Source organism: Glutamicibacter nicotianae (assembly GCF_002797775.1).
Lineage (GTDB): Bacteria > Actinomycetota > Actinomycetes > Actinomycetales > Micrococcaceae > Glutamicibacter > Glutamicibacter nicotianae.
Genome location: NZ_PGEY01000001.1, coordinates 739478 through 763624, shown reverse-complemented (window position 1 = coordinate 763624; position 24147 = coordinate 739478). Strand labels below are relative to the sequence as shown.

Genomic DNA, 24147 nt, shown 5'->3' with positions numbered 1-24147 from the left:
ACCTTGGGGCAGTGAAACCCGGATTGCTGGTCCGCGAACCAGGCCAGTCGGTCTACTGGTGCCGACAGGCCAAGCCCCTGGAATCAGCTGCAGCTCTGGGGCAGGTGGACCAGTATTACCTCTGGAATTTGCCGGAAACCATGCAAGCGGGAGATCTGATCCTGACGGCATTGGAGAGCACTCCAGCCTTGGTTGCCACCTTGGAAATCGCCAGTTCGGAGGAACCCGGAAAGCTCACTTTCACCACATTGGCGACCTTCACTGATCCCATTTCGGTGGCCGACATCGAGTCCATGATCGGCGAGAAGCTGCCGCGGCGTTCGCAATATCTGGACGATCCGCTGGCCGATAATATTCTGGACGGCATCCGGGAGCTGCTCCAACGCCCGCGCCCGATCTTCGTCACCGCGGGCGCATGTTCGCCGTCGAAGCCGGCCAAGGCCAACCGGGTGCTGGGCGTTGCTGCCATTCTCCAGCGCACCGCGCCGGGCCAGCCGCTGGCCTGCGAAATCTGCGAGCGGGACATCTCTGCCCGGCCAAGGATCCACCTGCCACAGGCCCACCAGGATGGCTTGCGTTGGGAGATCCAGGACCATGTGGATGAGGTGGTGCTGTTGTGCGGCGACTGCCACCAGATGGCCCACCAGCCGACCCTGCAGCAGCTGCGCAATTATGCGAAGCCTGCCTGCCCCGCCTGCGGGGAACGCAATCCTAGGAAGGTCGTCTGGGGCATGCCCACCTTTGGGCCCGATGACGAAGAATACGTGACCGCTGGCTGCATGATGCCTTTCGGGCCTCCATCGCAGTGGGAGTGCCGCGCCTGCGAAACCCAGTACCTGGTGGCCGAATTCGATGACCGGCCGTACCAGGCCTGGGCAATATACGGGCAGAACCTCCAGCGCTGAGCACAAGAACGCCAGCACATCGAATTCAGGATGTGCTGGCGTTCTGCTGTCTTGGCCTTGGTGCTACTTGGCCAGGGCCTTGGTCACCTCGTCGATGATGCTAGGCAGCAAGGCGGCGAAGGCGCGAGCGCGATGCGAGATCGCGTTCTTTTCCTCCGGAGTGTGCTCGGCCATGGACTTGCCGGCCCCCGCAGGTTCGAAGATCGGATCATAGCCGAAGCCATGCTCTCCGGCCCGCTCGGTGCGCAGCACGCCCTCGACCGTACCGAGTTCCACGTGCTCGGCTCCCCCGGGGGCAGCCAGCGCCGCGGCGCAGACGAACTGCGCTCCGCGATGCTCGGCGGCAATATCGCCAAGCTGGCCGAGCAGCAGATCGATATTCGCCTCGTCGTTGCCGTGCACTCCGGACCAGCGGGCCGAGAAGATGCCCGGCGCTCCCCCGAGCACATCAACACTCAGGCCGGAATCATCGGCGAGCGCCACCAGTCCGGTGGATGCCGAGATCTCGCGGGCCTTCTTCAGCGCGTTGCCGGCGAAGCTGACCTGGTCCTCGACCGGGTCGGGAGCTCCCGCGGTGGCGGCGTCGATAACCTGGGTGTCGACGTCCAGGCCCGGCACCTTTCCGCGCAGCAGTTCGCGCAACTCGCGCAGCTTGCCCTGGTTGCGCGAGGCGAGGACAAGTACCGGCTCGCTCATTTGGTGCTGTTCAGGGTCTCGCGCTGGATTTCGGCCAGCTCGTTGGTGCCGCCCAGAGCCAGATCCAGCAGGGCGTCCAGTTCTTCGCGCTTGAAGGGCACGCCCTCGGCGGTGCCCTGGACCTCGACGAAGTCGCCGGATCCGGTGACCACGACGTTCATGTCGGTTTCGGCGCGGACGTCTTCCTCGTAGGGCAGATCCAGCATCGGGGTGCCGTCGATGATGCCCACCGAGATCGCTGCCACCGAGTCGGTCAGCACCTTGGCGCCGGGCTTCACGATGCCCTGCGAACGGGCCCAGGAGATTGCTTCCGCCAGCGCCACGTAGGCGCCGGTGATCGCTGCGGTGCGGGTGCCGCCGTCGGCCTGCAGGACATCGCAGTCCAGCACGATGGTGTTTTCGCCCAGCGCCTTGGTATCCACCACGGCACGCAGGGAGCGGCCGATCAGGCGGGAGATCTCATGGGTGCGGCCGGAGAGCTTGCCCTTGACCGACTCGCGGGAGTTGCGGGTGTTGGTGGCGCGCGGGAGCATCGCGTATTCAGCGGTGACCCAGCCGGTGCCTTCGCCCTTGAGCCAGCGCGGCACGCCCTCGGTGAAGGAAGCGGTGCACAGCACGCGGGTGTTGCCGAATTCGATCAGGGCCGAGCCTTCGGCCTGAGCGGACCAGCCGCGGGTGATGGTGATGTCTCGAAGTTGCGCGGCTCCTCGGCCGTCAGCGCGTAAAGTCATGGTTCCATCCTAACCACGTGCGCCCCGCGATCCGCACGGGCGGCGCCGCGCGTTACGGTGAAATGCACCTCGTGAGCCGTTCCCGGCCGCTAGTGCGGATGCACCACGATGCAGCACCGGCCAGATTGCGGGCTCAGCTCGGCCCTGCCGCAGTCCAGCTGGCAACCTTCCAGGGCGCCGGAAACCAGTTCGTAGTTCATCGAGCAGACCATTTCGGTTTGCTGCTGGGCGACCTGGTGGAATGGGCAGTTCCGCATGGATATTTCCCCGTGCTCATCCACTTCGGGCTCATAGCCCAGCTCATCGAGCAGCGGCACGAGCCCGTCGCCGCCCTGGCCGAGTTTCCTGCCTTCGCCGCGTGCTGCCTGATGCAGCGCAGCGAGCACGGCCCCCGAGGTGTCGGCGCTGGCCGCCTGGGCCAGCAAGCTGCCCAGCAGCCGGTAGTTGCGCGCTGGCAGGCTCACCGACACTTCGGATTGGGCGAGCGCGTAGAGCTTGGCCGTGCGCCCGGCGCCGGGCCCGGTTCTTCCTTCAGGCCGGGCGAAGGTCACGGCCAGCAATCCGGCGGTGGCCAGCCGGTCCAGGTGGTAGGCCGCCAGGGTCCGGCTGATTCCCGCGGCCTTGGCTGCCGCCTCGCGTCCTACCGGTTGCGTGCTTTGCGAAATGAACTCGAACAGCTGGCGCCGCACCGGATCATTCAGCGATTTGATGACCGCATCTTGGTGCAAGTTCAGTTTTCTCGACATGGCCAAATTCTATCAACAATAGATCTTGACAAATAGGTCCGGGAGGCGAATTCTGGGTATACGTTCAAATCTTTGGAGGGTGATCGCCATGAGCGCCTCATGGAGCGAGAAGCATCAGCTCTCGCACATCCGGGCAACAACCGCTGAACGGGTCAGCACCGACCCGTCGTTGAGCGCATTCTGGATCCTGCGCATTGGATTTGTCGTCCTGCCCCTGCTCATGGGACTGGACAAGTTCGCGAACGTGATGACCTACTGGCCGGACTACCTGGCCCCGTGGGTCGTTGCCATCCTGCCGTTCTCCGCGCAAACCGCCATGCACGTGGTTGGCGTGGTGGAACTGGTAGCCGCCGCATCGATGATCATCAAGCCGCGCTACGCGAGCTATGTGCTCGCCCTGTGGCTGCTGGGCATCATCATCAACCTGGTCTCGATGGGCATCTTCCTCGATGTCGCCCTGCGCGACGTCGGCCTGCTCGTTGCCGCACTGGCGCTGACCCGGCTGGCCAGCAAGTACGACAAACCGTGGGGCGCCAAGCACGGCACCCGCTGATCCGCTGCAGAACAGGGCAAAGCACCGGCGAGAAGGATTCCTCCTTCTCGCCGGTGCTTTCGTTCCGCGTCTATGCTGTTCCGCGCTCCTACTTCTTGCGCTTGAGCAGCGGGAACTTGCGGATCTTCTCGTACTTGATGGTCGGCATGGAGCCGGTACGGGTCTTCAGGTAATCGGTACCGCGATCCCCCTTGAACAGGGCCGGGTCCTTGTCTTCCTTCAGGCTGCCGGAGTACACGCCGTAGGTTACGCCGGATACGGCAACGGCAATGCCGCCGCTGTAGGTTTCCTTGGCCTCTTCAACCACCTTGTTGATGTCGGTCCATACCGGAATGTGGGTGAGCAGCATGCGCTCGGCGCCGGCGGCGGCAGCCATTTCGCCGGCACGCTTTCCGGTCAGGTGCACGCCGTCGATATGGTCGTCGCGGCCTTCCTCGAAGGCCGCTTCGCACAGGAACATGTCGGCGCCGCGTGCGGCTTCCACGAGGCCATCGCAGCTGTCGGTATCCCCGGAATAGGTCAGCACGCTGGTCAGCAGCTCCCCGTCGGGGCCCGGTTCATGCGCTTCCACGCGCAGGGCATAGGCTTCCTTGATCGGGTGGCGCACCGGGTACGGGGTGATGGTGAACGGTCCGATATTCACCGGCTTCAGCGATTTCCAGACCTGGAAGTCGTAGTCCTTGGCCATGGTGTCGCCGTCAGGCAGCGAGTAGGCAGTCTCGATGCGCTCGGCGGTGTCTTCCGGGCCGTGCACGAGCATCCTCTCGCGGCCCCAGCCGTCAGGATCCCAGCGGATCGCCACATGCAAACCGCACAAATCCATGCAGTGGTCGGGATGCAGATGGGAAATCATGATCCCGTCGATGTCTTTCAAATCGGTGTAGCGCTGCAGCACGCCCAAAGCCCCGGACCCCAGATCCAGCAGGATCTTCCAGTCGCGGGTGCCATCAAAGGCCGTCACCAGGTAGCAGGACGCGGGCGATCCCGGCCCTGGGAATGACCCGGTGCATCCGATGATGGTCAGCTTCATTCGTTACTCGCTTTCGACGCGGCAATCATTTGCGGAGTAATCCGCGAGATGGCTCCGGTCGGATAGTGGGCGGCTACATGGTCCACGTGGCGCACCTGCAGCACCTCGGGTCCGAGGAAACGGCGAGCCAGTACACCAAAACTATCAGCGTTGCCTGTGGCGAGGAACTCATGACGCGCCGCGGCGCCGTCGTTGCGCACCAGCGAATGCCGGGTCAACGCCCGGAAAACGTCCTTCGCCGTTTCCTCTGCAGATGACACCAGGGTGACCGAATCCCCCATCACGTAGGAGAGGACGCCGGTGAGCAGCGGGTAGTGCGTGCATCCCAGCACCAGGGTGTCCACCTCGGCGGCCTGCAGCGGCGCCAGATACTCCTGCGCGATCTCCAGCAGCTCGGCTCCGGCGGTGATGCCGGATTCCACGAACTCCACGAAACGCGGGCAGGCCACGGTCGATACCTGCAGGTTCGGGGCAGCGGCAAAAGCATCCTCATAGGCGCGCGAGCCCACGGTCGCCTGGGTGCCGATGATGCCGATCCTGCCATTCTTGGTGCCGGCCACGGCACGGCGGACCGCCGGCTGGATGACTTCGACTACCGGGATGCCATAGCGCGCGGTGTAGCGTTCGCGGGCATCGCGCAGCACCGCGGCGGAGGCCGAATTGCAGGCAATGACCAGCAGCTTCACGCCGGAATCGACCAGTTCGTCCATGACGCCCAGGGCGTTGGCCCGCACCTGGGCGATGGGCAGCGGACCGTAGGGAGAGTTGGCGGTATCCCCTACGTAGATCAGCGATTCGCCGGGCAGCTGGTCGATGATGGCGCGGGCCACGGTCAGCCCGCCAACTCCGGAGTCGAAGATCCCAATGGGGGTATTGGCGTCCGGGGCAGAGACCTGCCCGGTGGCAAAGTAGGAATTCATGGGTTCAGGACTCCGCATCCATCAGCGCGCCCATCAAGGTATCGAGCACCCACGAGATCAGGTTGTACACCAGGGACATGTATTCCTCGGGGGTTTCCACCTCGGAAGCATCAAGCACCTCGGCGACCCGGGCCGAATCCTCTTCGCTGCGGATCTGAAGGCGTTCGGCGAGCACCAGGCGCACGTCGTTCAGCGCCTGGGCGAAACGCGCCGCGGCGTCCTTGTCCAGCACGAGCTTGTCGGTTTCCAGCAGCAGCTGGGCTTCGCGCAGGCGGCCGACCTTCTGCGCGATCGAATCGGCTTCGGTCAGCCGGCGATGCTCGGCAGCCACCACGGCGTCGTCGCTGGCATCGGGCAGCAGCCTGGCCAGTGCCGGATCGGCAATCGGAGGCAAATCCATGGACTCGGGCCGAATGCCGGTCAAGGCGTAGAGCGGGTCGATGTCCTCGGGCAGCTGGTGCAGCCGGGCCCGTTCTTCGAGCATTTCGATGACATCGGAGAAGAGTTCGCGGATCAGCTTGCGTTCGGGCGAATGCAGCGTGCCGGTAATGCCCTTGGAACCGTTCTTGAAGGCCTTGGCCACGTTCAGGCTCCCTGGGTCATGGTTGCGTTCAGTCCGAACCCGTGCATGGCCTGCACATCGGATTCGATGGCTTCGCGGCTGCCGCTGCGCACGGTGCAGAAGCCGTCATGGTGCACCTGCAGCATGAGCTTCTCAGCTTTTTCCGGGCTGAAACCAAAGTAGGAACGGAACACGTAGGATACGTAGCTCATCAAGTTCACTGGATCATTCCACACAACCAAGCGCCATGGCTTGTCTTGGGATACCAGGGTTTCAAATTCGGAAAGTACATCGGGCATTGCGGTCATGGCTACCATTTTACGCGCGGAAGCTGAACGCAACACCGGACACGGCAAATATCACCTTGGGCGTGAGCCGTTATACAGTAAAACGGGTCTGCTTTCCCAAGCAGCACCGCACAAGGCCTTTTCCGATCATCAGGAGCGTCACATGCGCACCAGTCTCTTCACCGACCACTATGAGCTGACCATGCTCCAGGCAGCGCTTGAATCCGGTGCAGCTCACCGCCCATCCGTCTTCGAGGCATTCGCACGCCGCTTGCCCGAAGGCCGGCGCTACGGTGTGGTCGCAGGCACTGGCCGCGTGCTCGAAGGCCTGGCAGATTTCCGCTTCGATGACGAGCAGCTGCGTTTCCTCAGCGACAACAAGGTGGTCAACGCCGAGACCATCAAGTACCTGGAGAACTTCCGCTTCACCGGCAACATCTCCGGCTATGCCGAGGGCGAGCTGTACTTCCCGAACTCGCCGCTGCTGACCGTGGAGTCGACCTTCGCCGAAGCCTGCGTCATCGAGACGTTCGTGCTCTCGGCGATGAACCATGATTCGGCCATTGCCTCGGCCGCCTCGCGCATGATCGCTTCGGCCGGCGAGCGCCCCTGCATCGAGATGGGCTCGCGCCGCACCCATGAGGAATCAGCGGTGGCCGCCGCGCGCGCCGCCATGATTGCCGGATTCTCCTCGACCTCAAACCTGGAAGCCGGTGCACGCTACGGCCTGAAAACCGTTGGCACCTCGGCCCACTCCTTCACCCTGCTGCACGACACCGAGCGCGCCGCCTTCGAAGCGCAGGTCGCCTCGCTGGGCAAGGACACCATCTTGCTGGTCGACACCTACGACGTAGAGAACGGCGTACGCACCGCGGTCGAGGTGGCCGGTCCCGAGCTGGGCGGCGTCCGCCTCGACTCGGGCGACCTGGTGCAGCAGGCAGGCTGGGTCCGCGAGCTGCTCGATGATTTGGGCAACTGGAACACCAAGATCACCGTCACCTCGGACCTGGACGAGTACGCGATCGCTGCCTTGGCCAGCGCCCCGGTGGACTCCTACGGCGTGGGCACGGCCCTGGTCACCGGCTCCGGGCACCCGACCGCGTCCATGGTCTACAAGCTGGTGGCCCGCCAGGACGATGCGGGCGAATGGATTCCCGTGGCCAAGGCCGCGGCGAACAAGGCCAGCGTGGGCGGCCGCAAGTATGCGGTGCGCCAGCTCAACGAGCGCAACCGCGCCGTCGCCGAAATCGTCTCCACCTCCGAGTACACCACCGGCGGCCCCGAGCGCGACTTGGTTGTCCCGCTGGTGCGCAACGGCGAGATCGACCAGGCCCATGTCGGCGCTGCCGGCGTCAAGCGCGCCACCGAGCGCCACCACGCCTCGGTCCAGGAGCTGCCGGGCGTGGCCCGCAAGATGCAGCGCGGCGAACCGGTCATCCCGACCGTCATGATCCAGGACTAGCCAAACACACGAAAAACTCAGCTGCGGAACGTAGGATCCAGATTCAAGGATCCTGCGGTCCGCAGTTGTCCAAGGTCTACATCCACTAGCCAGGGAGGCAGCGATGAGCAGAGCCCTAGTGATCATTGATGTCCAGCCGGACTTCTGCGAAGGCGGTGCCCTCGCGGTAACCGGCGGCAATGCTGTAGCTACGGCCATTGCCGCGGACATTGCCGAACGCCGCGATTCCTACTCGGCCATCGTGACCACCCAGGATTGGCACATCGAGCCGGGCGATCATTTCTCTCAGAACCCGGACTTCATTGATTCGTGGCCGGTGCACTGCGTTGCCGGCACGCCTGGCGCAGCGCTGCATCCGCAGCTTGCGCAGGTGCCAGTCGACGCGCATTTCGCCAAGGGGCGTTTCGCCGCCGCCTACTCCGGCTTCGAAGCCCGGGAGCTGGATCCCTCGGCGGACAAGGCGGATGAAAGCGGGGAACTGCTCGGCGACTGGCTCAAGGCCAAGGGCATCACTTCGGTGGATGTCGTGGGACTTGCCGCTGACCACTGCGTGAAGGCCACCGCGTTCGATGCGGTGGAAGCCGGGTTCACCACCACCATCATTTCCCCGCTGACCGCAGCGGTCTCGCCGGAGAATCTGCCAGCGATCCGCGAGGAACTGCGCACAGCCGGCGTCACGGTGCTGTCGCTGGGCTGATCCTTGCCTTGAAAACCACAACGGCTTGGCGCTGACCGAATTCTCCGGTCAGCGCCAAACCGTTTTTTTCGCGGAAACTACTTGCGTCCGACGAACCAGTCCTGCAGCTTGTCGATGCGCGCCTGCAGCTGGTCAGCTGTTGCTTGCGGCACCGCAGGCCCGCCGCAGATGCTGCGCAGCTTGTTGTGGATCTGCCCATGCGGCGTGCCGGTCCGGGCAGCCCATGCCGAGACGTTCTTGGACAGCTTCGTGCGCAGCTCCATCATGCGGCGGTGGTCGGACACCGGCTCGGGCTTCGTGGCGCCCTTGGAAATCTGCCTGTTCTGCTGCTTGCGCAGCAATTCGGACACCTGCTCGGTATCCAGCAGGCCCGGGATTCCCAGGAAGCCCAGTTCCTCTTCGCTGCCGATGTCGGCACCGGTGCCGAATTCGCCACCGTCGAAGAGCACGCGGTCAAAGGAAGCCTGCGAGTTCAGCGCTTCGAACTTGTTGCGTGCCAGCTCGTCGCTGGCCTTCTCTTCCTTGTTCGCCGCTTCCAGCAGCGAATCGTCCAGGCCGTCCTCGTCCTTGGAGCCTTCGCGGTCCAAGGCGTGGTCGCGTTCGACTTCCATCTCGTTGGCCAAGGCCATCAGGATCGGCACCGAGGGCAGGAACACCGAGGCCACTTCTCCGCGCTTGCGGCTGCGCACGAAGCGCCCCACCGCCTGGGCGAAGAACAGCGGCGTGGAGGTGGATGTCGCATAGACGCCGACGCACAAGCGCGGCACGTCCACTCCTTCGGATACCATGCGCACCGCGACCATCCAGCGCGCATCGGATTCGGAGAATTCGTCGATCTTCTGCGATGCCTTGGGGTCATCGGACAGGATGGTGGTGACCTTCTCGCCGCAGATGGCTTCGAGCTGGGCGGCATAGCCACGCGCGTCCTCGTGGTCGGTGGCAATGACCAGGCCGCCGGCGTCCTTCACGGTGCGGCGCACCTCGGACAGGCGCCGGTCAGCGGCTTGCAGCACCGAGGGAATCCAGTCCCCGTGCGGGTCCAGCGCGGTGCGCCAGGCATGGGCGGTGACATCCTTGGTGAAGCCCTCGCCGAGGTTTGCTTCCATCTCCTCGCCGCCGGCGGTTCGCCATCGCATATTGCCCGAATAGGCCATGAACAGCACCGGACGGACCACATGGTCTGCCAGGGCGTTGCCGTAGCCGTAGGTGTAGTCGGCCTTGGACCGGCGGATGCCGTCTCCCTCATCGACATACTGCACGAAGGGAATCGGTGCAGCATCGGAACGGAACGGGGTACCGGTCAGGGCCAGTCGGCGGGTGGCAGGTTCGAATGCCTCGCGGATGCCGTCGCCCCAACTCAGCGCATCGCCGGCGTGGTGGACCTCGTCCATGATCACCAGGGTGCGGGCATCCTCGGTCTTCGCGCGGTGCACGGCAGGCTTCAGCGCGACCTGGGCATAGGTCACCACGACGCCCATGTAATGCGAGCCGTGCCGGCCGTCGGAGTTCTTGTAGTTCGGGTCCAGGGCAATGCCCACACGCGCTGCCGAATCCGCCCACTGCTTTTTCAGGTGGTCGGTCGGCGCGACAACGATCATGCGGTTGATCTTGCCCGAGTCGATCAGCACCTTTGCCAGGCGCAGCGCAAAGGTGGTCTTGCCGGCGCCAGGGGTCGCCACTGCCATGAAGTCCCTGGGCTCCTTGTCGAAGTACAAGGCCAGGGCTTCGGCCTGCCAGGCACGCAGCTTCGGCCCGGTTCCCCATGCCGCGCGTTCCGGGTACGCTACCGGAAGCTTGTCTTCTAGTGGAAGCTTGTCGCCAAAATCAAAGAGTGTCTCGGTCATTTACCTTTTCCCGGCCGCGTGCATCGTGTGAAGTAGTGCTAGTTCATTCGCAGCACTACCCCATCAAGGAATCGTAGATTTCCTTGCACTCGGGGCACACCGGGAATTTCTGCGGATCTCGGCCTGGGGTCCAGACCTTGCCGCACAGGGCGATCACTGGCTCGCCGGTCATTGCCGACTCCATGATCTTTTCCTTCTGCACATAGTGGGCAAAGCGCTCGTGATCTCCGGCCTCGACACTCTGGGTTGTCTCGGTACGTTCAATCGTGGCAGTGCCGCCGCGGGTTTCTTCAGACTGTTCCACCATGCTTTCAAGTCTAGTACGGATTGCTCCTGCTGTCCGCGTAGCAGGCATGGGAGCTTGTCCACATTGACTTTGCCGCTGTTGCCTACGAAGCTCCATGTTCCGCTTCATATCTTCAGGTCAGTGATCGTTTTCCTGCATCTGCTCGAATGGCTGCCATCCAGTTTGATTTGGATTTCTCCCGGCTTGGTCACCACCGACCAATATCCTGTGAAACTTGTTGCACCAGGGCAGGCAAAAGGCCGCCCGGCGGGAAATTGCTTCCCGCCGGACGGCCCAGAGCGGCTCAGCCGTTGCGGCTACTTGTTGAGCATGACCGACTGCATCAACTCGGGAGTGCGCTTCTCATACCATTTGGCGCCGAGGGCAATGCCGCCGAGCATCAGCCCGATGCCCAGAACCAGGCCCGCACCCAGGGTGATGAAGCCCAAGGCCTGCGAGTGCTGGAACCAGCCGATGGCGTACGGAATGAGCACAGGGATCAGCAAGAGCCCCATGGTGAGCATGATGCCCAGCTGCGTGAGCGCCATGCGCATGCCGCTGCCAGGAGGGGTCTTCATCGGGTTGTCGCCCGGAAGCGGCACCGCATAGGTGTAGCGTGCCGAGGATACCGAGGAAACGCCCAACGCGACGAACAGCGCGGCCAGCGACAGGCCCAGATCACCCGGGATGCGCCACAGCTCGCCAGCGATCAGGCCCGGCAGGATCGCGGCGGCCAGGACCGGAATGATGGCAATCAGGAAGCAGGACAGCGCCCGTCCTGCGCGATCGGCCCGGCCGGATATGCCGGTCAGCGCGTGCAGTGCGAAGGCCGTGTTGTCATAGGAAATGTCTGCGGAGATGGAGAAGCCCAGCAGGATGCCGATCAATGGCCCCATCAGATACATCATCGTGTAGTTGCCGGACTGGCTGCCGGTGAACCAGAAGAGCAATGGGAGCACCGGCACCATCAGCACACCCACGGCGTAGCGCGGATCCTTGAACCAATAGGTTAGTGCTCGGGCGGCGACGGCGCCGGTCGGCGTTGCCGGCAGCAGCTTGAAGAAGCCCAGGCCCTTGGCCGTGGCAGCGCGCTGCTGCGGCGGCGGGGTAATTGCGGCTTTTGCGGTAGCGCGAGCCAGCAGGACATATAGCCCGCCAAGGTAGGCCGCACCGAGGGCCAGGTGGATGGCCATGTGCCCGTAGAGCGCCGAGGCATAGGCACCGGGAACAGCAGCAAAGGCGCCGAGCGGGGTGTAGCCGAGCACCGTGGACAGCGGATGGATCCAGTCGCCCATGGACTCCGCCGCGGAGAACACCGAGGCCATGATCGGACCCAGCCCGACGAGCAGCAGGAACAGCAGCGCGAACGTCAATTCGCGGAAGCGGCGCTTGGCCCGCAGCGCGGTTGCCATGATCACCAGGTACTGGCACAGCAGGATCGCCATCACCGCGGTCGCCACCGCAGCGAGCAGACCCAGCATCAACGCACCTGCATCGCTTCGCCACATCAGCGAGGCGCCCAGCAGGCCGAGAACGGTCAGCACCGCGGGAATCGAGACAAATCCAGCCAGCACCAGGGCAGGGCCCAGGGTCTTTTCCGGGATCCCGAAATGGACGAAGCGCGACGGTTCCAGGGTGAGGTCGACGCCGGTCAGCAGAGGCGGGATGATGGCCCAGCCCAGCACCGCGGCCGAACCGATCAGGGTAAAGATTTCGCCTTGGAAAGGAATCTCGTCAGCGGCGAACCACACGGCCAAGGTCAGCATGGTGATCATGCCCAGCGCGTACAGGCCGCCGATGATGACGCCGATCAGCTGGCCGACGGAGCGCTTGAAGCCATTGGCCAGCAAGCGCAGTTTCAGGCTTAGGACGTGCGCAACCATGACAGCCCCTCGTTGTTGGCGCGGCCGCCCACCAGATCGACGAAGCGGTCTTCCAGGCTCATGCCGCCGCGGACCTCGTCCACGGTGCCCTGCGCCTTGAGCACGCCATCGGAAATGACCGCCACATGCGTGCACATGCGCTGGACCAGGTCCATCACATGCGAGGAAACGATCACGGTGCCGCCGAACTCCACGTAGTTGTTCAGGATGTCGCGGATATTCGCCGCCGAGACCGGGTCCACTGCCTCGAATGGCTCATCAAGCACCAGCAGCTTTGGCGAATGGATCATCGCGGTAGCCAAGGTGATCTTCTTGGTCATGCCGGCGGAGTAGTCCACCACCAGCTTGTCCCCGTCATCCAGCAGGTCCATCACGCGCAGCAGGTCCTCGGTGCGCTGGGCAACTTCGGCACGGTCCATGCCGCGCAGCAGCCCGGAATAGGTCACCAGCTGCCGGCCGGTGAGCCGATCGAATTGGCGCACGCCATCGGCCAGGACGCCCAGGGTGGACTTGGCGGCGTGCGGGTCGGCCCAGATGTCCACGCCGTTGACCACCGCCTGGCCCGCATCCGGGCGCAGCAAACCGGTAGCCATCGAGAGCATGGTGGTCTTTCCGGCGCCATTGGGCCCGACCAGCCCATAGAATGAACCGGCGGGAACTTGCAGGCTGACGTTGTTCACGGCAATCTTGGCGCCAAATTGCTTGGCGAGAGACCGGATGTCCAGTGCGATCTGATTCATAGTTTAAGGCTAGCAATGCCCCAAGTCAGAACACATCATCCTTTGGAGTTAAACCTGAAGGCAAGACAAAGCCGCGGCCCGGGAAATATTCCGGACCGCGGCTTGCTGGCTGTGCGCTTCAGCGCTTCGGCATCAACCTAGAAGAGTACGCGGGCCAGCTTCTGGCGCGAGACGGCGACGCGTGGGTCGGCATTGCCGATGACCGCATAGAGCTCGATCAGGCGGCGGCGCACCCGCTCGCGGTCCTCATCCGCCAGCTTGGAGATCAGCGAGACCAGCCGGGCGAAGGCGTCCTCGACATGCCCGCCGACCACATCCAGGTCGGCGACATCGAGCTGCGCCGCGATGTCCTCGGGATTCTGCGCGGCCTGCTCGCGGGCCTTGTTCAGATCTAGGTTGTGCGTGCGCGAGAGCAAGCGGACCTGGTACACGCCAACCTGCGCGTCCTTGTCGTTCGGCTTTTCGTTCAGCGCTTCCAAGTAGGCTGCCTCGGCGGCGGCGTAGTCCCCCGCATCGATGGCGTCGACTGCCTTCTGGTGCAGCGGCGGCAGTTCCGGCTCGGCCTGGCCGGCCTGCCCGGAGAATGCCGGGGCGGTGCCGCTCATGCCCTGCTGCACGGCGAGCTGTTCAAGCTGCGCGAAAACCTGGGCAATTTGCGCTTCTTCGGCAGGACCCTGGAACAGCGGCACCGGCTGGCCCTTGATCAGCGCAACCACCATCGGGATCTGCTGCGCCTGGAAAGCCTGGGCGATCTGCGGGTAGCTTTCGGCATCCACGAGGCCGAGGACGAACTTGCCACCCTTGGCATCCACCAGCTTGCGCAGGGTCGCATCCAGGTCTGCAGAGACCTGCACGCGCGGCGAGCCGAGGGAAACGATAGCAGGCACCTGCTGGGACAGGCCGACGAACTGCTGGAACGCGGCCTCGTCCAGGGTGGTGGTCCAGCTGGCGGCACCGGCTGGGGTGCTGTCGGTGGCTTCCGGGCCGTGGTTGGCCAGCGCCGAGAGATCCACCGCACCGCGGGTCGAGGGGATGTTGTGATCAGTCATGGGGATTAGTCAACTTCCTTCACATCGAGCAGGACCTGGCTTGCCGAGATCAGCTGGATCTTGTCCTTGGAACCATCAGCCGGCAGGTAGAACATCACTGGTTCGGCGTAGGTGCTCTCGACGTCGCCGTTCGACGAGCTGGAGCCCAGCAGCTGTTCGGTCAGCTTGTCGGTGCTCTTGAGCGGGTCGGCGTCTTCGGTGCGGACGAACAGCGCCTTGTTGTTCAGCTTGCCGGTGACAATCGCGCCGCCATCCGGGGTGGAGACCACCTTGGTGTCGCCCTCGGCGACCGAGCGCTTGTACTTCACGTTCGCCTCGTTGGCTTCCTTGGACTCGTCCTTCTGGGCCGCGTGCACCGCCTTGATGAAGTCCGACTCGGCGAACTTGTCCTTCTCCTTGGCCTTGGGATCGGTCAGCACCTTGCCCAGCGCTTCCAGCGCCTTCTTCGGGGTCATCTGCAGGCCTTCGGCGTCGGCGCTCAGCTGCTTGGTCGACGGATCGCCCACCGCGATGCCCGGGAAGGTGGAGTTCGGCAGCATCTGTCCGGCGAAGACCACCTTGAAGTTCTCGCGGGCATTGGCCTGCACCAGGGTGAGCGCCTGCGGAAGGGTGTCTGCGTCATTGTTCTTCGCGGTCACCACGGAGATCACGCGCGGGAACTTGGCTTCATTCGCATTCGGCACCGCGGCCGAGCGGATCACCTGGGTCGTGAGCGCCATCGGCTTGTCGACCTTGAACTCTTCCTTGAGCATGTCATAGCGCTTGTTGCGCAAGTACTTGAAAGCACCGGCGCTGCGCTGTTCCAGGGCCTTGGAATCGTTCTTTTCATCTGCCTTGGCGATCTGCTTCTGGGCATCGGCCAGCACCCGCTTGAGCTGCTCTTCGGTGATCACCGGGAAGCTGGCCGCTTCCTCCTCCGAGGAAGCGGCGGATTCGGAGCCCTTGGCCTCGTCGGACTTGGCTTCTTCGGACTTCGCTTCATCGGACTTCTGCGCCGATTCCGAGGCTTTGGCACTGTCCTCGTCGCTTGGAGCCATCGGCAGCGAGACGCCGGAGATGGCCAGGGCGACGACTGCCACGGCGGCGACCGAGTGCTGGGTGTTCGAGCCGGTCTTCGCCTTGCCGGGGCGCATGGCAAGCAGGGCCACGCCGAAGACCAGCAGCAGCGCGCCGGCAATGATCAGCGGCAGGGCAAATGGCATGGCGTCGTCATTTGCGTAGCTCACCGAGATGTCCACTGGAGCGGCGTCCTTTCCGCCGGCGGCCAGCAACAGCGACCAGTCGCCGGAATCCGGAGCGGTCCAGCGGTAGGTCATGGTCTGGTCTGCGGTCTGCGAGTCGAAGAAGATGTCATCGCCGGCGGGGTTCGGCACTTCGGCTTCGCCCTTCGCGTATTCGGCAATCATCTTGTGGTTATTGGTATCGATTCCGGTGACCGAAACATGCGCGGCATCGCCGACCCACGACTCGACGTCATAGTCGCGTCCCAGGGACGCGGTGAATTCACCCTTCGACTTGATCACCAGTTCCACCGGATCAAGCTTGGGGTCGTTGACCGAGGATTCAATCACGGTCAGCGGGGCCTCATCGGATAGTTGCGGCATGGTCGCGGTCACCGTTTCGGGCGGCGCCCAAAAGGTCTTCTGTCCGATGCCGACCACCAGGGCCACGGCCCCCAGCAGCATCGCGATCACGGAGATTACTTTTCGCACAAGTTCACCTATTCGCCTACGTCTCACAGCTGTTCTTCGACAAGTCTAACGAGTTGCGGCGGATCATGGTTCCGATCAGTGCCTGTGAACTGCCTCAACACCGCAAGTGCGTGGTGTCTTGAACCACTTAATAGACGCCAATGCGCGATATGCTCTGACCCATGGAGCCAGATCAGCCGCGCCCGCATCGCGCTCAGCACGCGCACGACGAGCAATCGCACGCACCTGAGCGCTCCGTGGAACCAGAGGCCCCAGGCCCGGAATCCACAGCGCATTCCCAGCCTCATCAGGCGAATTCCCAGCCGGCGCCGCCATCATCAGAGGGCACGCCGGTCCCCCGCTATCCCGCTTCTGCGCCATCAGGCGGCACTGCGGCTCGCGAGGGCTGGACCAGGAAGCTCGCCGACCGGGTGGGCAAGCTGCTCAACGCCCCGCAGCGGGGCGCGGCCCTCGGCGAGGAACCCGAGCAGCCGCTGGAGGGATCCCCCGAACCCATTCCTGCGCTGCACCCGATTTCCATGGGTTTCCTGGGCACCATCGGGGTGGGCATCGCCCTGGGCGGCTTCTACCTGCTGACCAATGTCGGCTCGCTGATGACCTGGATTGCCATCGCGCTGTTCATTGCCCTGGGCCTTGACCCGATTGTGCGCTTCATGATGCGCAAGGGGCTCTCCCGTCCGCTGGCCGTGACCGCGACCATGGTCAGCATGCTGGCAATCTTCGGCGGCTTCATGGCCCTGATCATCCCTACACTGGTCAATCAGATCACGGCCTTCATCACGCGCGCGCCTGAAATCGTCGATGATTTCCTCAATAGCGAATGGGTCAGGGAAATCGACCGCCAATATGCAATCTCCCAGCGCATCACAACCGAGGTGGACCGTTTCTTTGGAGACTCGGGCGCCGTAACGAATGTCTTCGGCGGTGTCCTGGGCGTCTCGCAAACAGTTGCGCAGTCGATGTTCGGCGTGCTGATCGTGCTGGTGCTGGCCATCTACTTCCTGGCGTCCCTGCCAGGCATGATGGGCTTCTCATTGCGCCTGGCCCCGCGCTCCAAGCGCGAGCGCGTCTCGGAATTGACCGTGCGCATCACCCGCTCGGTGGGCAACTATGTCATGGGCCAAGCCACCGTGGCGATATTGAACTGCCTGGTGGCGCTGCTCCTGATGAGCATCTTGGGCGTTCCGTTCACCGCGCTGCTCACCTTGCTGGTGGCCTTGCTGGCCTTCATCCCACTGGTCGGTGGCGTGATCGCCGGTGTGCTGGTCACTTTGGTGACCCTGTCCCTGGGGTGGCAAACCGCGCTGATCTATGCCATCTGCTACTTCGGCTACCTGCAAATCGAAGCCTACTTCGTCTCGCCGCGCATTATGCGCCGTGCGGTGGCAGTGCCCGGCGCTGTAGCGGTGATCTCGGTGATTGCCGGTGGCAGCCTGGCCGGGGTCACCGGTGCGCTGATGGCCATTCCGGTAGCTGCCAGCGCCATGATCCTGTTGCGCGAGGTATTCATCGCACGCCAGGACCGCCGCTAGCGGACTGACTCCGCAGGCTCGTCCTAGTAGCGGTAGGAGCGGGTTTCCCAGCAGTGCGGATGCCAGTGGCGCCGCGCGTTGGCCGCGGCCTCATCCCCCGACCAGTGATCCGCCCGCCAGGCGACCACATGGGCCACGCCCACGCCGATGGAGCGATGGCACCCAGGGCAGGTGTAGGTCTTGTTGGCGTTCAGCGGCGCGATCTTGCGGACATGCCACTGCCCATCCGGGGCATCCTGGCGGAGCACCACGCCGAAGCGGGCCCGTTGCATCCACTCTTCCTGGTCCGCTCCGTACTCCTGCTCGTCATCCCCGTAGCCGTGGCCGGATCCGGAGTTCCGGCCCTTGGCAGGTCGTGAATTCTTCGAGCGGCGCGGGCGGTTGGAACGAGGCATGTCATTAATCATGCCGTATCCGAGGGCACAAGTCGCAACCAGCTAGTAAAGTGTGTGGGGTGCGTTTAGTGGTAGCAAAGTGTTCAGTTGATTACGAGGGCCGTCTGAGAGCCCACCTTCCGTTGGCGACCCGCCTGATCATGGTCAAGGCCGATGGATCGGTTCTCATCCACTCGGATGGCGGCAGCTACAAGCCGCTGAACTGGATGAATCCTCCATTGACCCTGCGCGAGGCGGATCCCGACGAGGAAGCCGCAGCTTTGGGAGCCACCGCCACATGGATTGTGGCCAGCGCGAAGACCGATGACAAGCTGACCATCCACTTCCACAGCTTCGAGCACGACTCGGCCCACATCCTGGGCAATGATCCGGGGCTGGTCAAGGACGGCGTCGAGGCCGACCTGCAGCGCCTGCTGGCCGAGCAGATCGAGTTGCTCGGCGACGGCCACCAGCTGATCCGCCGCGAGTACATGACCGCCATCGGCCCGGTGGATATCCTGGCCCGTGATGCCAAGGGCGCCACGGTAGCGGTAGAGCTCAAGCGCCGCGGCGACATTGACGGCGTGGAACAGCTGACCCGCTATCTGGACCTGCTCAACCGCGATCCGCTGCTCAAGCCGGTCACCGGAATCTTCGCAGCCCAGCAGATCAAGCCGCAGGCCCGCACCCTGGCCGAGGACCGCGGCATCCGCTGCCTCACCCTGGACTACGATGCCATGCGCGGTGTCGACGACTCCGCAGGACGTCTCTTCTAGCGCAGAGTCCTGCCCGACGCGCTGCGAGTCCCGGAGCTGCCTGCCGACTGCTAATCTGATCTCCTCAACCAAATGCGCTGGGCGCCGCACGGCACCAGCCAGCTTTGCCGGGAGGACCATTGGATCCGCTGACAGCTTCGCTCATGGCCATTGGCAGCGGTTCCGCCGCCGGACTTCGGCCCTACTTCACCGTGTTGGCGCTCGGCATTGCGAGACTCGCAATTCCCGACACCGCACCAGAGATGATCGCCTCCGCCGCCCGGCAGATCCCCGAGAGCATCAGCAATCCTTGGGTTCTGGCGATTTGCGCGGTGCTGGCCATTGGCGAGGCGGGCCTGGACAAGATCCCTTTCCTGAACTTGTCCATGGAAACGGTCTCCGTATGGCTGCGCCCGGTCTTCGGAGCGCTGGTAGGCATTGGGCTTGGGGCCAACTCGGGAGTGGAAGTTGCCGTGGTGACCGGGTTGCTCGGTGCGGGATCCGCGCTGTCGGTGAGCCTGGGCAAATCATCGCTGACCGCGGCTACCAACGTCGTGCCCGAACCGGTGACCCAATGGGTGCGCAGCCTGATCGAGGATTTCGGTGCGCTGGTGCTCGTCCTCGCTGCTGTGCTGCTTCCGGTGCTGGCCGCGCTGCTTGGCCTGGCAGCGGTGGCCATCGGGTTCCTCCTCTACCGGATGTTCCGCAAGGCCTACCGCTCGCTGAAGAGCAAATTCGGCAACGCGAAGGACAAGCAGGCCGCCGCACGGGCCGCGCGCGAAGCGCAGAGCGACACCGGCGGGAATGCCAGCGCCTGGCAATCGCTGAAGCTCATCGCTTCCGGCACCGATCCGGAAAACCCGGATCCTGCCGCTACACGCGGCTGAGCGCATGGCGCCCTCCTTCCACGTCCGCTTCGAGAATAATCCGCCAAGTCGGTGACTGGATGCCTTCTCTCTTCTAAGCTGGGAACATGACTACGACGCGCTACGCTTTGTTCGCCACCCTGATTTCCGATGGTCTCAAGGTCACCGATGGCGTGCTCGCCGTCGAGGGAGACCGCATCCGCTTTGCCGGCAACCGCGATGACTTCACCGCCCTGCCCGACGCCGCCGACTACCCGGTGCGCGAAGTGGCCCCGGGATCCATCATCATCCCGGGCCTCATTGACCTGCACTGCCACGGCGCCCTCGGCGCTGATTTCTCGTCGCCGGATCACGAGAGCGTCACCGAAGCCATCGAGTACCTGCACCGTTCGGGCACCACAACGCTGCTCGCCTCGCTGGTCACCGCTGAGCCGTCGTCGATGACCGAGGCCGCCGAGCTGCTCGCCGAATTGGCCGAGGCCGGGAAGATTGCCGGCATCCATGCCGAGGGCCCGTTCCTCTCCGAAGCCCGCTGCGGCGCCCAGGATCCGCGCTTCCTGCAGGAACCTGATCCCGGCTTCGTCAGCGAACTGGTGGCCGCCAGCCGCGGCCAGCTGCGCACCATGACCTATGCCCCCGAGCTGGAGGGCACCGAGGAAATCATCGAGCAGCTGGTCTCCCACGGCGTGGTTCCCTCGCTGGGGCATACCGATGCCAGCGCGCAGGTCGCCTCCGATTCGCTGCGCTTTGCCCGCGAGCAGCTGCGCAGCGCCGGGGTGGACGGATTCACCGAACGCCCGACGGTCACCCACCTGTTCAACGGCATGCCCTCGCTGCACCACCGCGAACCGGGACCGGTGGCCGCCTGCCTGGAAGAAGCGGTGAACCGCAATGCGTTCGTGGAGCTGATCGCCGACGGGGTGCACCTGTCCCCCGATACCGTGCGGCTGGTCTACCGGCTGGTGGGCGGAGGCAACATCCTGCTGGTCAGCGATTCCATGGCAGCCACTGGCCTGGACGATGGCCAGTACACCCTCGGCCCGCAGGAAGTGACCGTGTCCAACGGCCAGGCACGGCTGTCGAGCGATAATTCGCTGGCCGGCGGCACCTGCACGCTGCTCCAGATCGTCCAGCATGCGGTGCAGGCAGGGGTCTCGCTGGTCGAGGCGGTCAACTCGGCCACGTCCATCCCTGCCTCGCTGATCGGATTGGCCGATGAAGTCGGCTCCCTGCACTATGGCTTCGCGGCCGACGCGCTGGTCCTCGATGCCGAACTGCAGCTGGTCCAGACGATCCGCAACGGGGAATACCTCTAGCCCTTAAGATGCGAAGACCGCCGCTGCAAGTGCAGCGGCGGTCTTCACATATCAAATGCTAGATCTGCCAGCTTCCGGCGATCGGACCGGCTTCGAGCCAGGCCGAGAAGCCGGTGTAGTCACGGTAGTCCATGGCCAGCAGCAGTTCCTCACCGCTGCGCACCAGCATCACGATGATGAATCCCGGCGGGATCCGCGAGGTTTCCTCATCGGTGGGCTGGCGCGTTCCGGTGATGTCCAGTCCGCGGCGCTCGATCACGAAGCTCGGCACCGGGGAGACAGAGAAAAACCGCAACAGGTCCACATGCGCTCCGCCGTAGCGGCCGATGACCATGATCCATTTGCCCGAGGGCGCAAGGATTGATGCATCGAAGGTGCCCAGCGTGCGCCGCAATTGGATGCGGCGCACGGCCATGGCCCCGAAGAACATGGCGATGCCGATGAGGATCAGCAACGCGATCAGAACTGGTGCGGTTATCTCGAACAATTCATCGCCTACGCTGCGGTACCAAGCACAGCGTTGTCAGCAACGATCACTACGCGATCCGAATCAACGGAGAAGAAGCCCCCATCGATCTGGACTGAGAAGCGGGACTCGGAAACCGGTTCGATTTCCAGGTCCCCAGCGGCAAGCACGGACAGCATCGGAACGTGACCGGGCAGAACACCGATCTCGCCGTCCACCGAACGAGCCTTGACCAGCTTCGCTGCGCCCGACCACACGAAGTGGTCGGCCGCGACGATTTCGACCTGAAGCTCAGCCATGATTAGCTGGCCTTCTGGATTTCGGCCCACTGGCGCTCGACGTCGTCCAGACCGCCGATGTTGAAGAACGCCTGTTCTGCAATGTGGTCCAGGTCGCCATCGCAAATGGCCTTGAAGCCTTCGATGGTGTCCTTGATCGACACGGTCGAGCCCTCGACACCGGTGAACTGCTTTGCGGTGTAGGTGTTCTGCGACAGGAACTGCTGGATGCGGCGTGCACGTGCAACGACGATCTTGTCCTCTTCGCCCAGTTCGTCGATACCGAGGATCGCGATGATGTCCTGCAGTTCCTTGTTCTTCTGCAGGATAGCCTTCACGCGGATGGCTACATCGTAGTGATCCTGACCGATGTACTGCGGATCCAGGATTCGCGAGGTCGAGGTCAGCGGATCGATTGCCGGGTACAGGCCGCGCGACGCGATTTCACGCGACAGCTCGGTGGTTGCATCCAGGTGGGCGAAGGTTGCTGCTGGAGCCGGGTCGGTGTAGTCATCGGCCGGGACGTAGACAGCCTGCATCGAGGTAATCGAGCGGCCCTTCGTCGAGGTGATGCGTTCCTGCAGCAGGCCCATTTCATCGGCCAAGTTCGGCTGGTAGCCCACGGCGGAAGGCATGCGGCCCAGCAGGGTCGACACCTCGGAACCGGCCTGGGTGAAGCGGAAGATGTTGTCGATGAAGAGCAGCACGTCCTGGTTCTGCACATCGCGGAAGTATTCCGCCATGGTCAGAGCCGACAGTGCCACGCGCAGACGGGTGCCTGGTGGCTCATCCATCTGGCCGAACACCAGTGCGGTGTCCTTGAGCACGTTGGCTTCGTCCATTTCGACCCAGAGGTCGTTGCCTTCACGGGTGCGCTCGCCCACGCCGGCGAATACCGAGGTACCACCGAAGTTGCGTGCCACACGGGTGATCATTTCCTGGATCAGCACGGTCTTGCCCACGCCAGCGCCGCCGAACAGGCCGATCTTGCCGCCCTTGATGTAAGGGGTCAGCAGGTCGATCGACTTGATGCCGGTTTCCAGCATCTCGGTCGAGCCCTCGAGCTCCGAGAACTTCGGTGCTTCGCGGTGGATTGGCCAGCGCTCGGAAACCTGGATCTCCGAGTTGTCAACGTCCAGGGCATCGCCCAGCACGTTGAAGATGTGGCCCTTGACGCCGTCGCCGACTGGGACGGAGATGGCAGCGCCGGTATCGATAACCTGAGCGCCGCGGACCAGGCCGTCGGTGCCCTGCAGCGATACTGCGCGGACCAGGCCCTCACCGAGGTGCTGGCTGGTCTCGAAGGTGATCTTCTTGGTTTCGCCGTTGAGGGTCAGCTCAGCGGTCAGTGCGTTGTAGATAGCAGGCAGTGCGTCGGCTGGGAACTCGACGTCCACGACCGGGCCAGTCACGCGCGCGACGCGACCAATGGCCCCTGCGGTAACCTGCTCGTTGAGTTGGGCAGTCATCTTTCTCACTTCTTGTCTGGTCGGAATCTCGGAAATCAGCTGTTCAGCGCGTCGGCGCCGGCAATAATTTCCGAAAGCTCCTGGGTGATTTCAGCCTGACGGGCATTGTTGAGCAATCGGGTGTACTTCTTGATCAGTTCACCAGCGTTATCGCCTGCGGCCTTCATGGCGCGCTGGCGGGCAGCGAGCTCGGAGGCAGCGGACTGCAGCTGGCAGTTGAACAGTCGAGAATCGATGTAGCGCGGCAGCAGTGCGTCAAGCACTTCCTCCGGCGATGGCTCAAACTCGTACAGTGGCAACAGCTCGTCGGCCGGGGTCTCGGACTCGTCCTCGACAACCTCCAACGGCAACAGACGGATGACCGTCGGTTCCTGCGTGACCATCGACTTGAACTGGGTGTAGACGACGTGGATCTCGTCCACGCCTCCCTGCTCGAAGTCGGTGTCGAAGTCCTCCAGGAGGACATCGCGCAGCTCGCGTGCGGTTTCGAAACGCGGGGAATCGGTTTCCCCGGTCCACACTCGTGCGTACTCGCGTGAGCGGAAATCAAAGTAAGCCTGGGCCTTGCGGCCGACCAAGTAGGTCTTGACTTCCTTGCCTTCTTCACGCAGGAGTTCCACGAGGTGCTCTGCCTGCTTCAGAACGCTGGCGGAGTAGGACCCGGCAAGTCCTCGGTCCGAAGTCATCACCAGGACCGCGGCACGGCGTACCTGCGCCGGCTCGGTGGTCAGTGGATGATCGACATCGGCCTGGGACGCGACGGCGGTTACTGCACGGGTAATCGCATTGGCATACGGCAGCGAGGCCGAGACACGCGTACGTGCCTTACCAATGCGGGATGCAGCGATCAGTTCCATCGCCTTGAAGATCTTGCGCATCGACTTGGTCGATCCGATCTTCTGGCGGTAGACCCGAATCTGGGCTCCCATGTGTGTCCTTTCCTTATCCCCTGCCTTGGGAGGGCGGCGCCGTTACCGGCGCCGCTCCC

At 63.8% G+C, this 24147-nt stretch carries 25 protein-coding genes and 1 pseudogene; 8 read left to right on the top strand and 18 right to left on the bottom strand.

Features of this window, described 5'->3' with window-relative positions; all coding sequences use genetic code 11:
- Window positions 1–11 precede the first annotated feature (11 nt).
- Window positions 12–905 carry a hypothetical protein gene (locus ATK23_RS03510; RefSeq protein ID WP_157066296.1) on the top strand — a complete coding sequence of 298 codons (894 nt, stop codon included), beginning with the start codon at window positions 12–14 and terminating at the stop codon, window positions 903–905.
- A 63-nt stretch (window positions 906–968) separates the two neighbouring features.
- On the opposite strand, the gene rdgB is transcribed toward ATK23_RS03510, so the two are convergent.
- From rdgB to ATK23_RS03495, 3 genes are all read right to left on the bottom strand, one after another.
- Window positions 969–1601: an RdgB/HAM1 family non-canonical purine NTP pyrophosphatase gene (gene rdgB, locus ATK23_RS03505; protein WP_066137657.1), complete on the bottom strand. Its 633-nt coding sequence runs from the start codon at window positions 1599–1601 to the stop codon at window positions 969–971.
- Window positions 1598–2332 carry a ribonuclease PH gene (gene rph / locus ATK23_RS03500; protein WP_038992098.1) on the bottom strand — a complete coding sequence of 245 codons (735 nt, stop codon included), beginning with the start codon at window positions 2330–2332 and terminating at the stop codon, window positions 1598–1600. The genes rdgB and rph overlap by 4 nt, the downstream gene beginning before the upstream one ends.
- 89 nt (window positions 2333–2421) lie before the next feature.
- A complete protein-coding gene (locus ATK23_RS03495; protein WP_066137655.1) occupies window positions 2422–3078 on the bottom strand; it encodes a helix-turn-helix transcriptional regulator in 657 nt (218 codons plus the stop codon).
- An 88-nt stretch (window positions 3079–3166) separates the two neighbouring features.
- Between ATK23_RS03495 and ATK23_RS03490 the strand changes: the two genes are divergently transcribed.
- Window positions 3167–3631: a hypothetical protein gene (locus ATK23_RS03490; protein ID WP_066137653.1), complete on the top strand. Its 465-nt coding sequence runs from the start codon at window positions 3167–3169 to the stop codon at window positions 3629–3631.
- A gap of 235 nt (window positions 3632–3866) precedes the next feature.
- Here the strand turns inward: ATK23_RS03490 and ATK23_RS03485 are convergent.
- The 4 genes and pseudogenes from ATK23_RS03485 to clpS all read right to left on the bottom strand — a co-directional run.
- Window positions 3867–4661: pseudogene (locus tag ATK23_RS03485) on the bottom strand (MBL fold metallo-hydrolase); the annotation flags it as partial.
- A complete protein-coding gene (murI, locus tag ATK23_RS03480) occupies window positions 4658–5581 on the bottom strand; it encodes a glutamate racemase (RefSeq protein WP_038992079.1) in 924 nt (307 codons plus the stop codon). The pseudogene ATK23_RS03485 and the gene murI, both read right to left, overlap by 4 nt.
- 4 nt (window positions 5582–5585) lie before the next feature.
- Entirely contained in the window at window positions 5586–6164 is a 579-nt protein-coding gene (locus tag ATK23_RS03475) for a DUF2017 domain-containing protein (protein WP_066137650.1), read from the bottom strand.
- A gap of 2 nt (window positions 6165–6166) precedes the next feature.
- Complete coding sequence (gene clpS / locus ATK23_RS03470; protein ID WP_038992076.1) at window positions 6167–6451, bottom strand: ATP-dependent Clp protease adapter ClpS; 285 nt, start codon at window positions 6449–6451, stop codon at window positions 6167–6169.
- 142 nt (window positions 6452–6593) lie between these two features.
- On the opposite strand from clpS, the gene ATK23_RS03465 reads away from it, so the two are divergent.
- Window positions 6594–7892, top strand: coding sequence for a nicotinate phosphoribosyltransferase (locus tag ATK23_RS03465; protein ID WP_038992074.1), 1299 nt, complete (start codon window positions 6594–6596; stop codon window positions 7890–7892).
- 103 nt (window positions 7893–7995) lie between these two features.
- Window positions 7996–8589 (top strand): isochorismatase family protein, encoded by a 594-nt coding sequence (locus ATK23_RS03460; protein WP_066137648.1) that lies wholly within the window; start codon window positions 7996–7998, stop codon window positions 8587–8589.
- A 77-nt stretch (window positions 8590–8666) separates the two neighbouring features.
- On the opposite strand, the gene ATK23_RS03455 is transcribed toward ATK23_RS03460, so the two are convergent.
- The 6 genes from ATK23_RS03455 to ATK23_RS03430 form a co-directional block, all read right to left on the bottom strand.
- Window positions 8667–10433 carry a DEAD/DEAH box helicase gene (locus tag ATK23_RS03455; protein ID WP_066137646.1) on the bottom strand — a complete coding sequence of 589 codons (1767 nt, stop codon included), beginning with the start codon at window positions 10431–10433 and terminating at the stop codon, window positions 8667–8669.
- Between the two features lie 55 nt (window positions 10434–10488).
- Window positions 10489–10740, bottom strand: a complete 252-nt coding sequence (locus ATK23_RS03450) for a DUF3039 domain-containing protein (protein ID WP_038990501.1) — start codon at window positions 10738–10740, stop codon at window positions 10489–10491.
- A 296-nt stretch (window positions 10741–11036) separates the two neighbouring features.
- Complete coding sequence (locus ATK23_RS03445) at window positions 11037–12602, bottom strand: hypothetical protein (protein ID WP_066137643.1); 1566 nt, start codon at window positions 12600–12602, stop codon at window positions 11037–11039.
- Window positions 12584–13342, bottom strand: coding sequence for an ABC transporter ATP-binding protein (locus ATK23_RS03440; protein ID WP_038990503.1), 759 nt, complete (start codon window positions 13340–13342; stop codon window positions 12584–12586). The genes ATK23_RS03445 and ATK23_RS03440 overlap by 19 nt, the downstream gene beginning before the upstream one ends.
- 137 nt (window positions 13343–13479) lie before the next feature.
- Window positions 13480–14391, bottom strand: coding sequence for a co-chaperone YbbN (locus ATK23_RS03435; RefSeq protein WP_066137640.1), 912 nt, complete (start codon window positions 14389–14391; stop codon window positions 13480–13482).
- 5 nt (window positions 14392–14396) lie between these two features.
- Window positions 14397–16103, bottom strand: coding sequence for a hypothetical protein (locus ATK23_RS03430; protein ID WP_066137639.1), 1707 nt, complete (start codon window positions 16101–16103; stop codon window positions 14397–14399).
- A 161-nt stretch (window positions 16104–16264) separates the two neighbouring features.
- On the opposite strand from ATK23_RS03430, the gene ATK23_RS03425 reads away from it, so the two are divergent.
- A complete protein-coding gene (locus ATK23_RS03425; protein ID WP_066137637.1) occupies window positions 16265–17635 on the top strand; it encodes an AI-2E family transporter in 1371 nt (456 codons plus the stop codon).
- Window positions 17636–17658: 23 nt separating this feature from the next.
- Here the strand turns inward: ATK23_RS03425 and ATK23_RS03420 are convergent, their stop codons facing one another.
- Window positions 17659–18030, bottom strand: a complete 372-nt coding sequence (locus ATK23_RS03420) for an Rv1322 family protein (RefSeq protein WP_066137635.1) — start codon at window positions 18028–18030, stop codon at window positions 17659–17661.
- Window positions 18031–18089: 59 nt separating this feature from the next.
- On the opposite strand from ATK23_RS03420, the gene nucS reads away from it, so the two are divergent.
- The 3 genes from nucS (at window position 18090) to nagA (ending at window position 20946) form a co-directional block, all read left to right on the top strand.
- Window positions 18090–18785: an endonuclease NucS gene (gene nucS, locus ATK23_RS03415; RefSeq protein ID WP_038990509.1), complete on the top strand. Its 696-nt coding sequence runs from the start codon at window positions 18090–18092 to the stop codon at window positions 18783–18785.
- 143 nt (window positions 18786–18928) lie between these two features.
- Complete coding sequence (locus ATK23_RS03410; RefSeq protein WP_066137633.1) at window positions 18929–19651, top strand: DUF4126 domain-containing protein; 723 nt, start codon at window positions 18929–18931, stop codon at window positions 19649–19651.
- Window positions 19652–19737: 86 nt separating this feature from the next.
- Window positions 19738–20946 carry an N-acetylglucosamine-6-phosphate deacetylase gene (gene nagA / locus ATK23_RS03405; RefSeq protein WP_066137631.1) on the top strand — a complete coding sequence of 403 codons (1209 nt, stop codon included), beginning with the start codon at window positions 19738–19740 and terminating at the stop codon, window positions 20944–20946.
- A gap of 58 nt (window positions 20947–21004) precedes the next feature.
- On the opposite strand, the gene ATK23_RS03400 is transcribed toward nagA, so the two are convergent.
- Genes ATK23_RS03400 through ATK23_RS03385 form a run of 4 tightly spaced genes read right to left on the bottom strand, consistent with a single transcriptional unit; the run spans window position 21005 to window position 24088 of the window.
- A complete protein-coding gene (locus ATK23_RS03400; protein WP_066137627.1) occupies window positions 21005–21433 on the bottom strand; it encodes a DUF2550 domain-containing protein in 429 nt (142 codons plus the stop codon).
- A gap of 8 nt (window positions 21434–21441) precedes the next feature.
- A complete protein-coding gene (locus ATK23_RS03395) occupies window positions 21442–21711 on the bottom strand; it encodes a F0F1 ATP synthase subunit epsilon (protein ID WP_038990466.1) in 270 nt (89 codons plus the stop codon).
- 2 nt (window positions 21712–21713) lie between these two features.
- Window positions 21714–23159, bottom strand: coding sequence for a F0F1 ATP synthase subunit beta (gene atpD / locus ATK23_RS03390; protein ID WP_066137625.1), 1446 nt, complete (start codon window positions 23157–23159; stop codon window positions 21714–21716).
- Window positions 23160–23194: 35 nt separating this feature from the next.
- Window positions 23195–24088, bottom strand: coding sequence for a F0F1 ATP synthase subunit gamma (locus tag ATK23_RS03385; RefSeq protein WP_066137623.1), 894 nt, complete (start codon window positions 24086–24088; stop codon window positions 23195–23197).
- Between the last annotated feature and the right edge of the window lie 59 nt (window positions 24089–24147).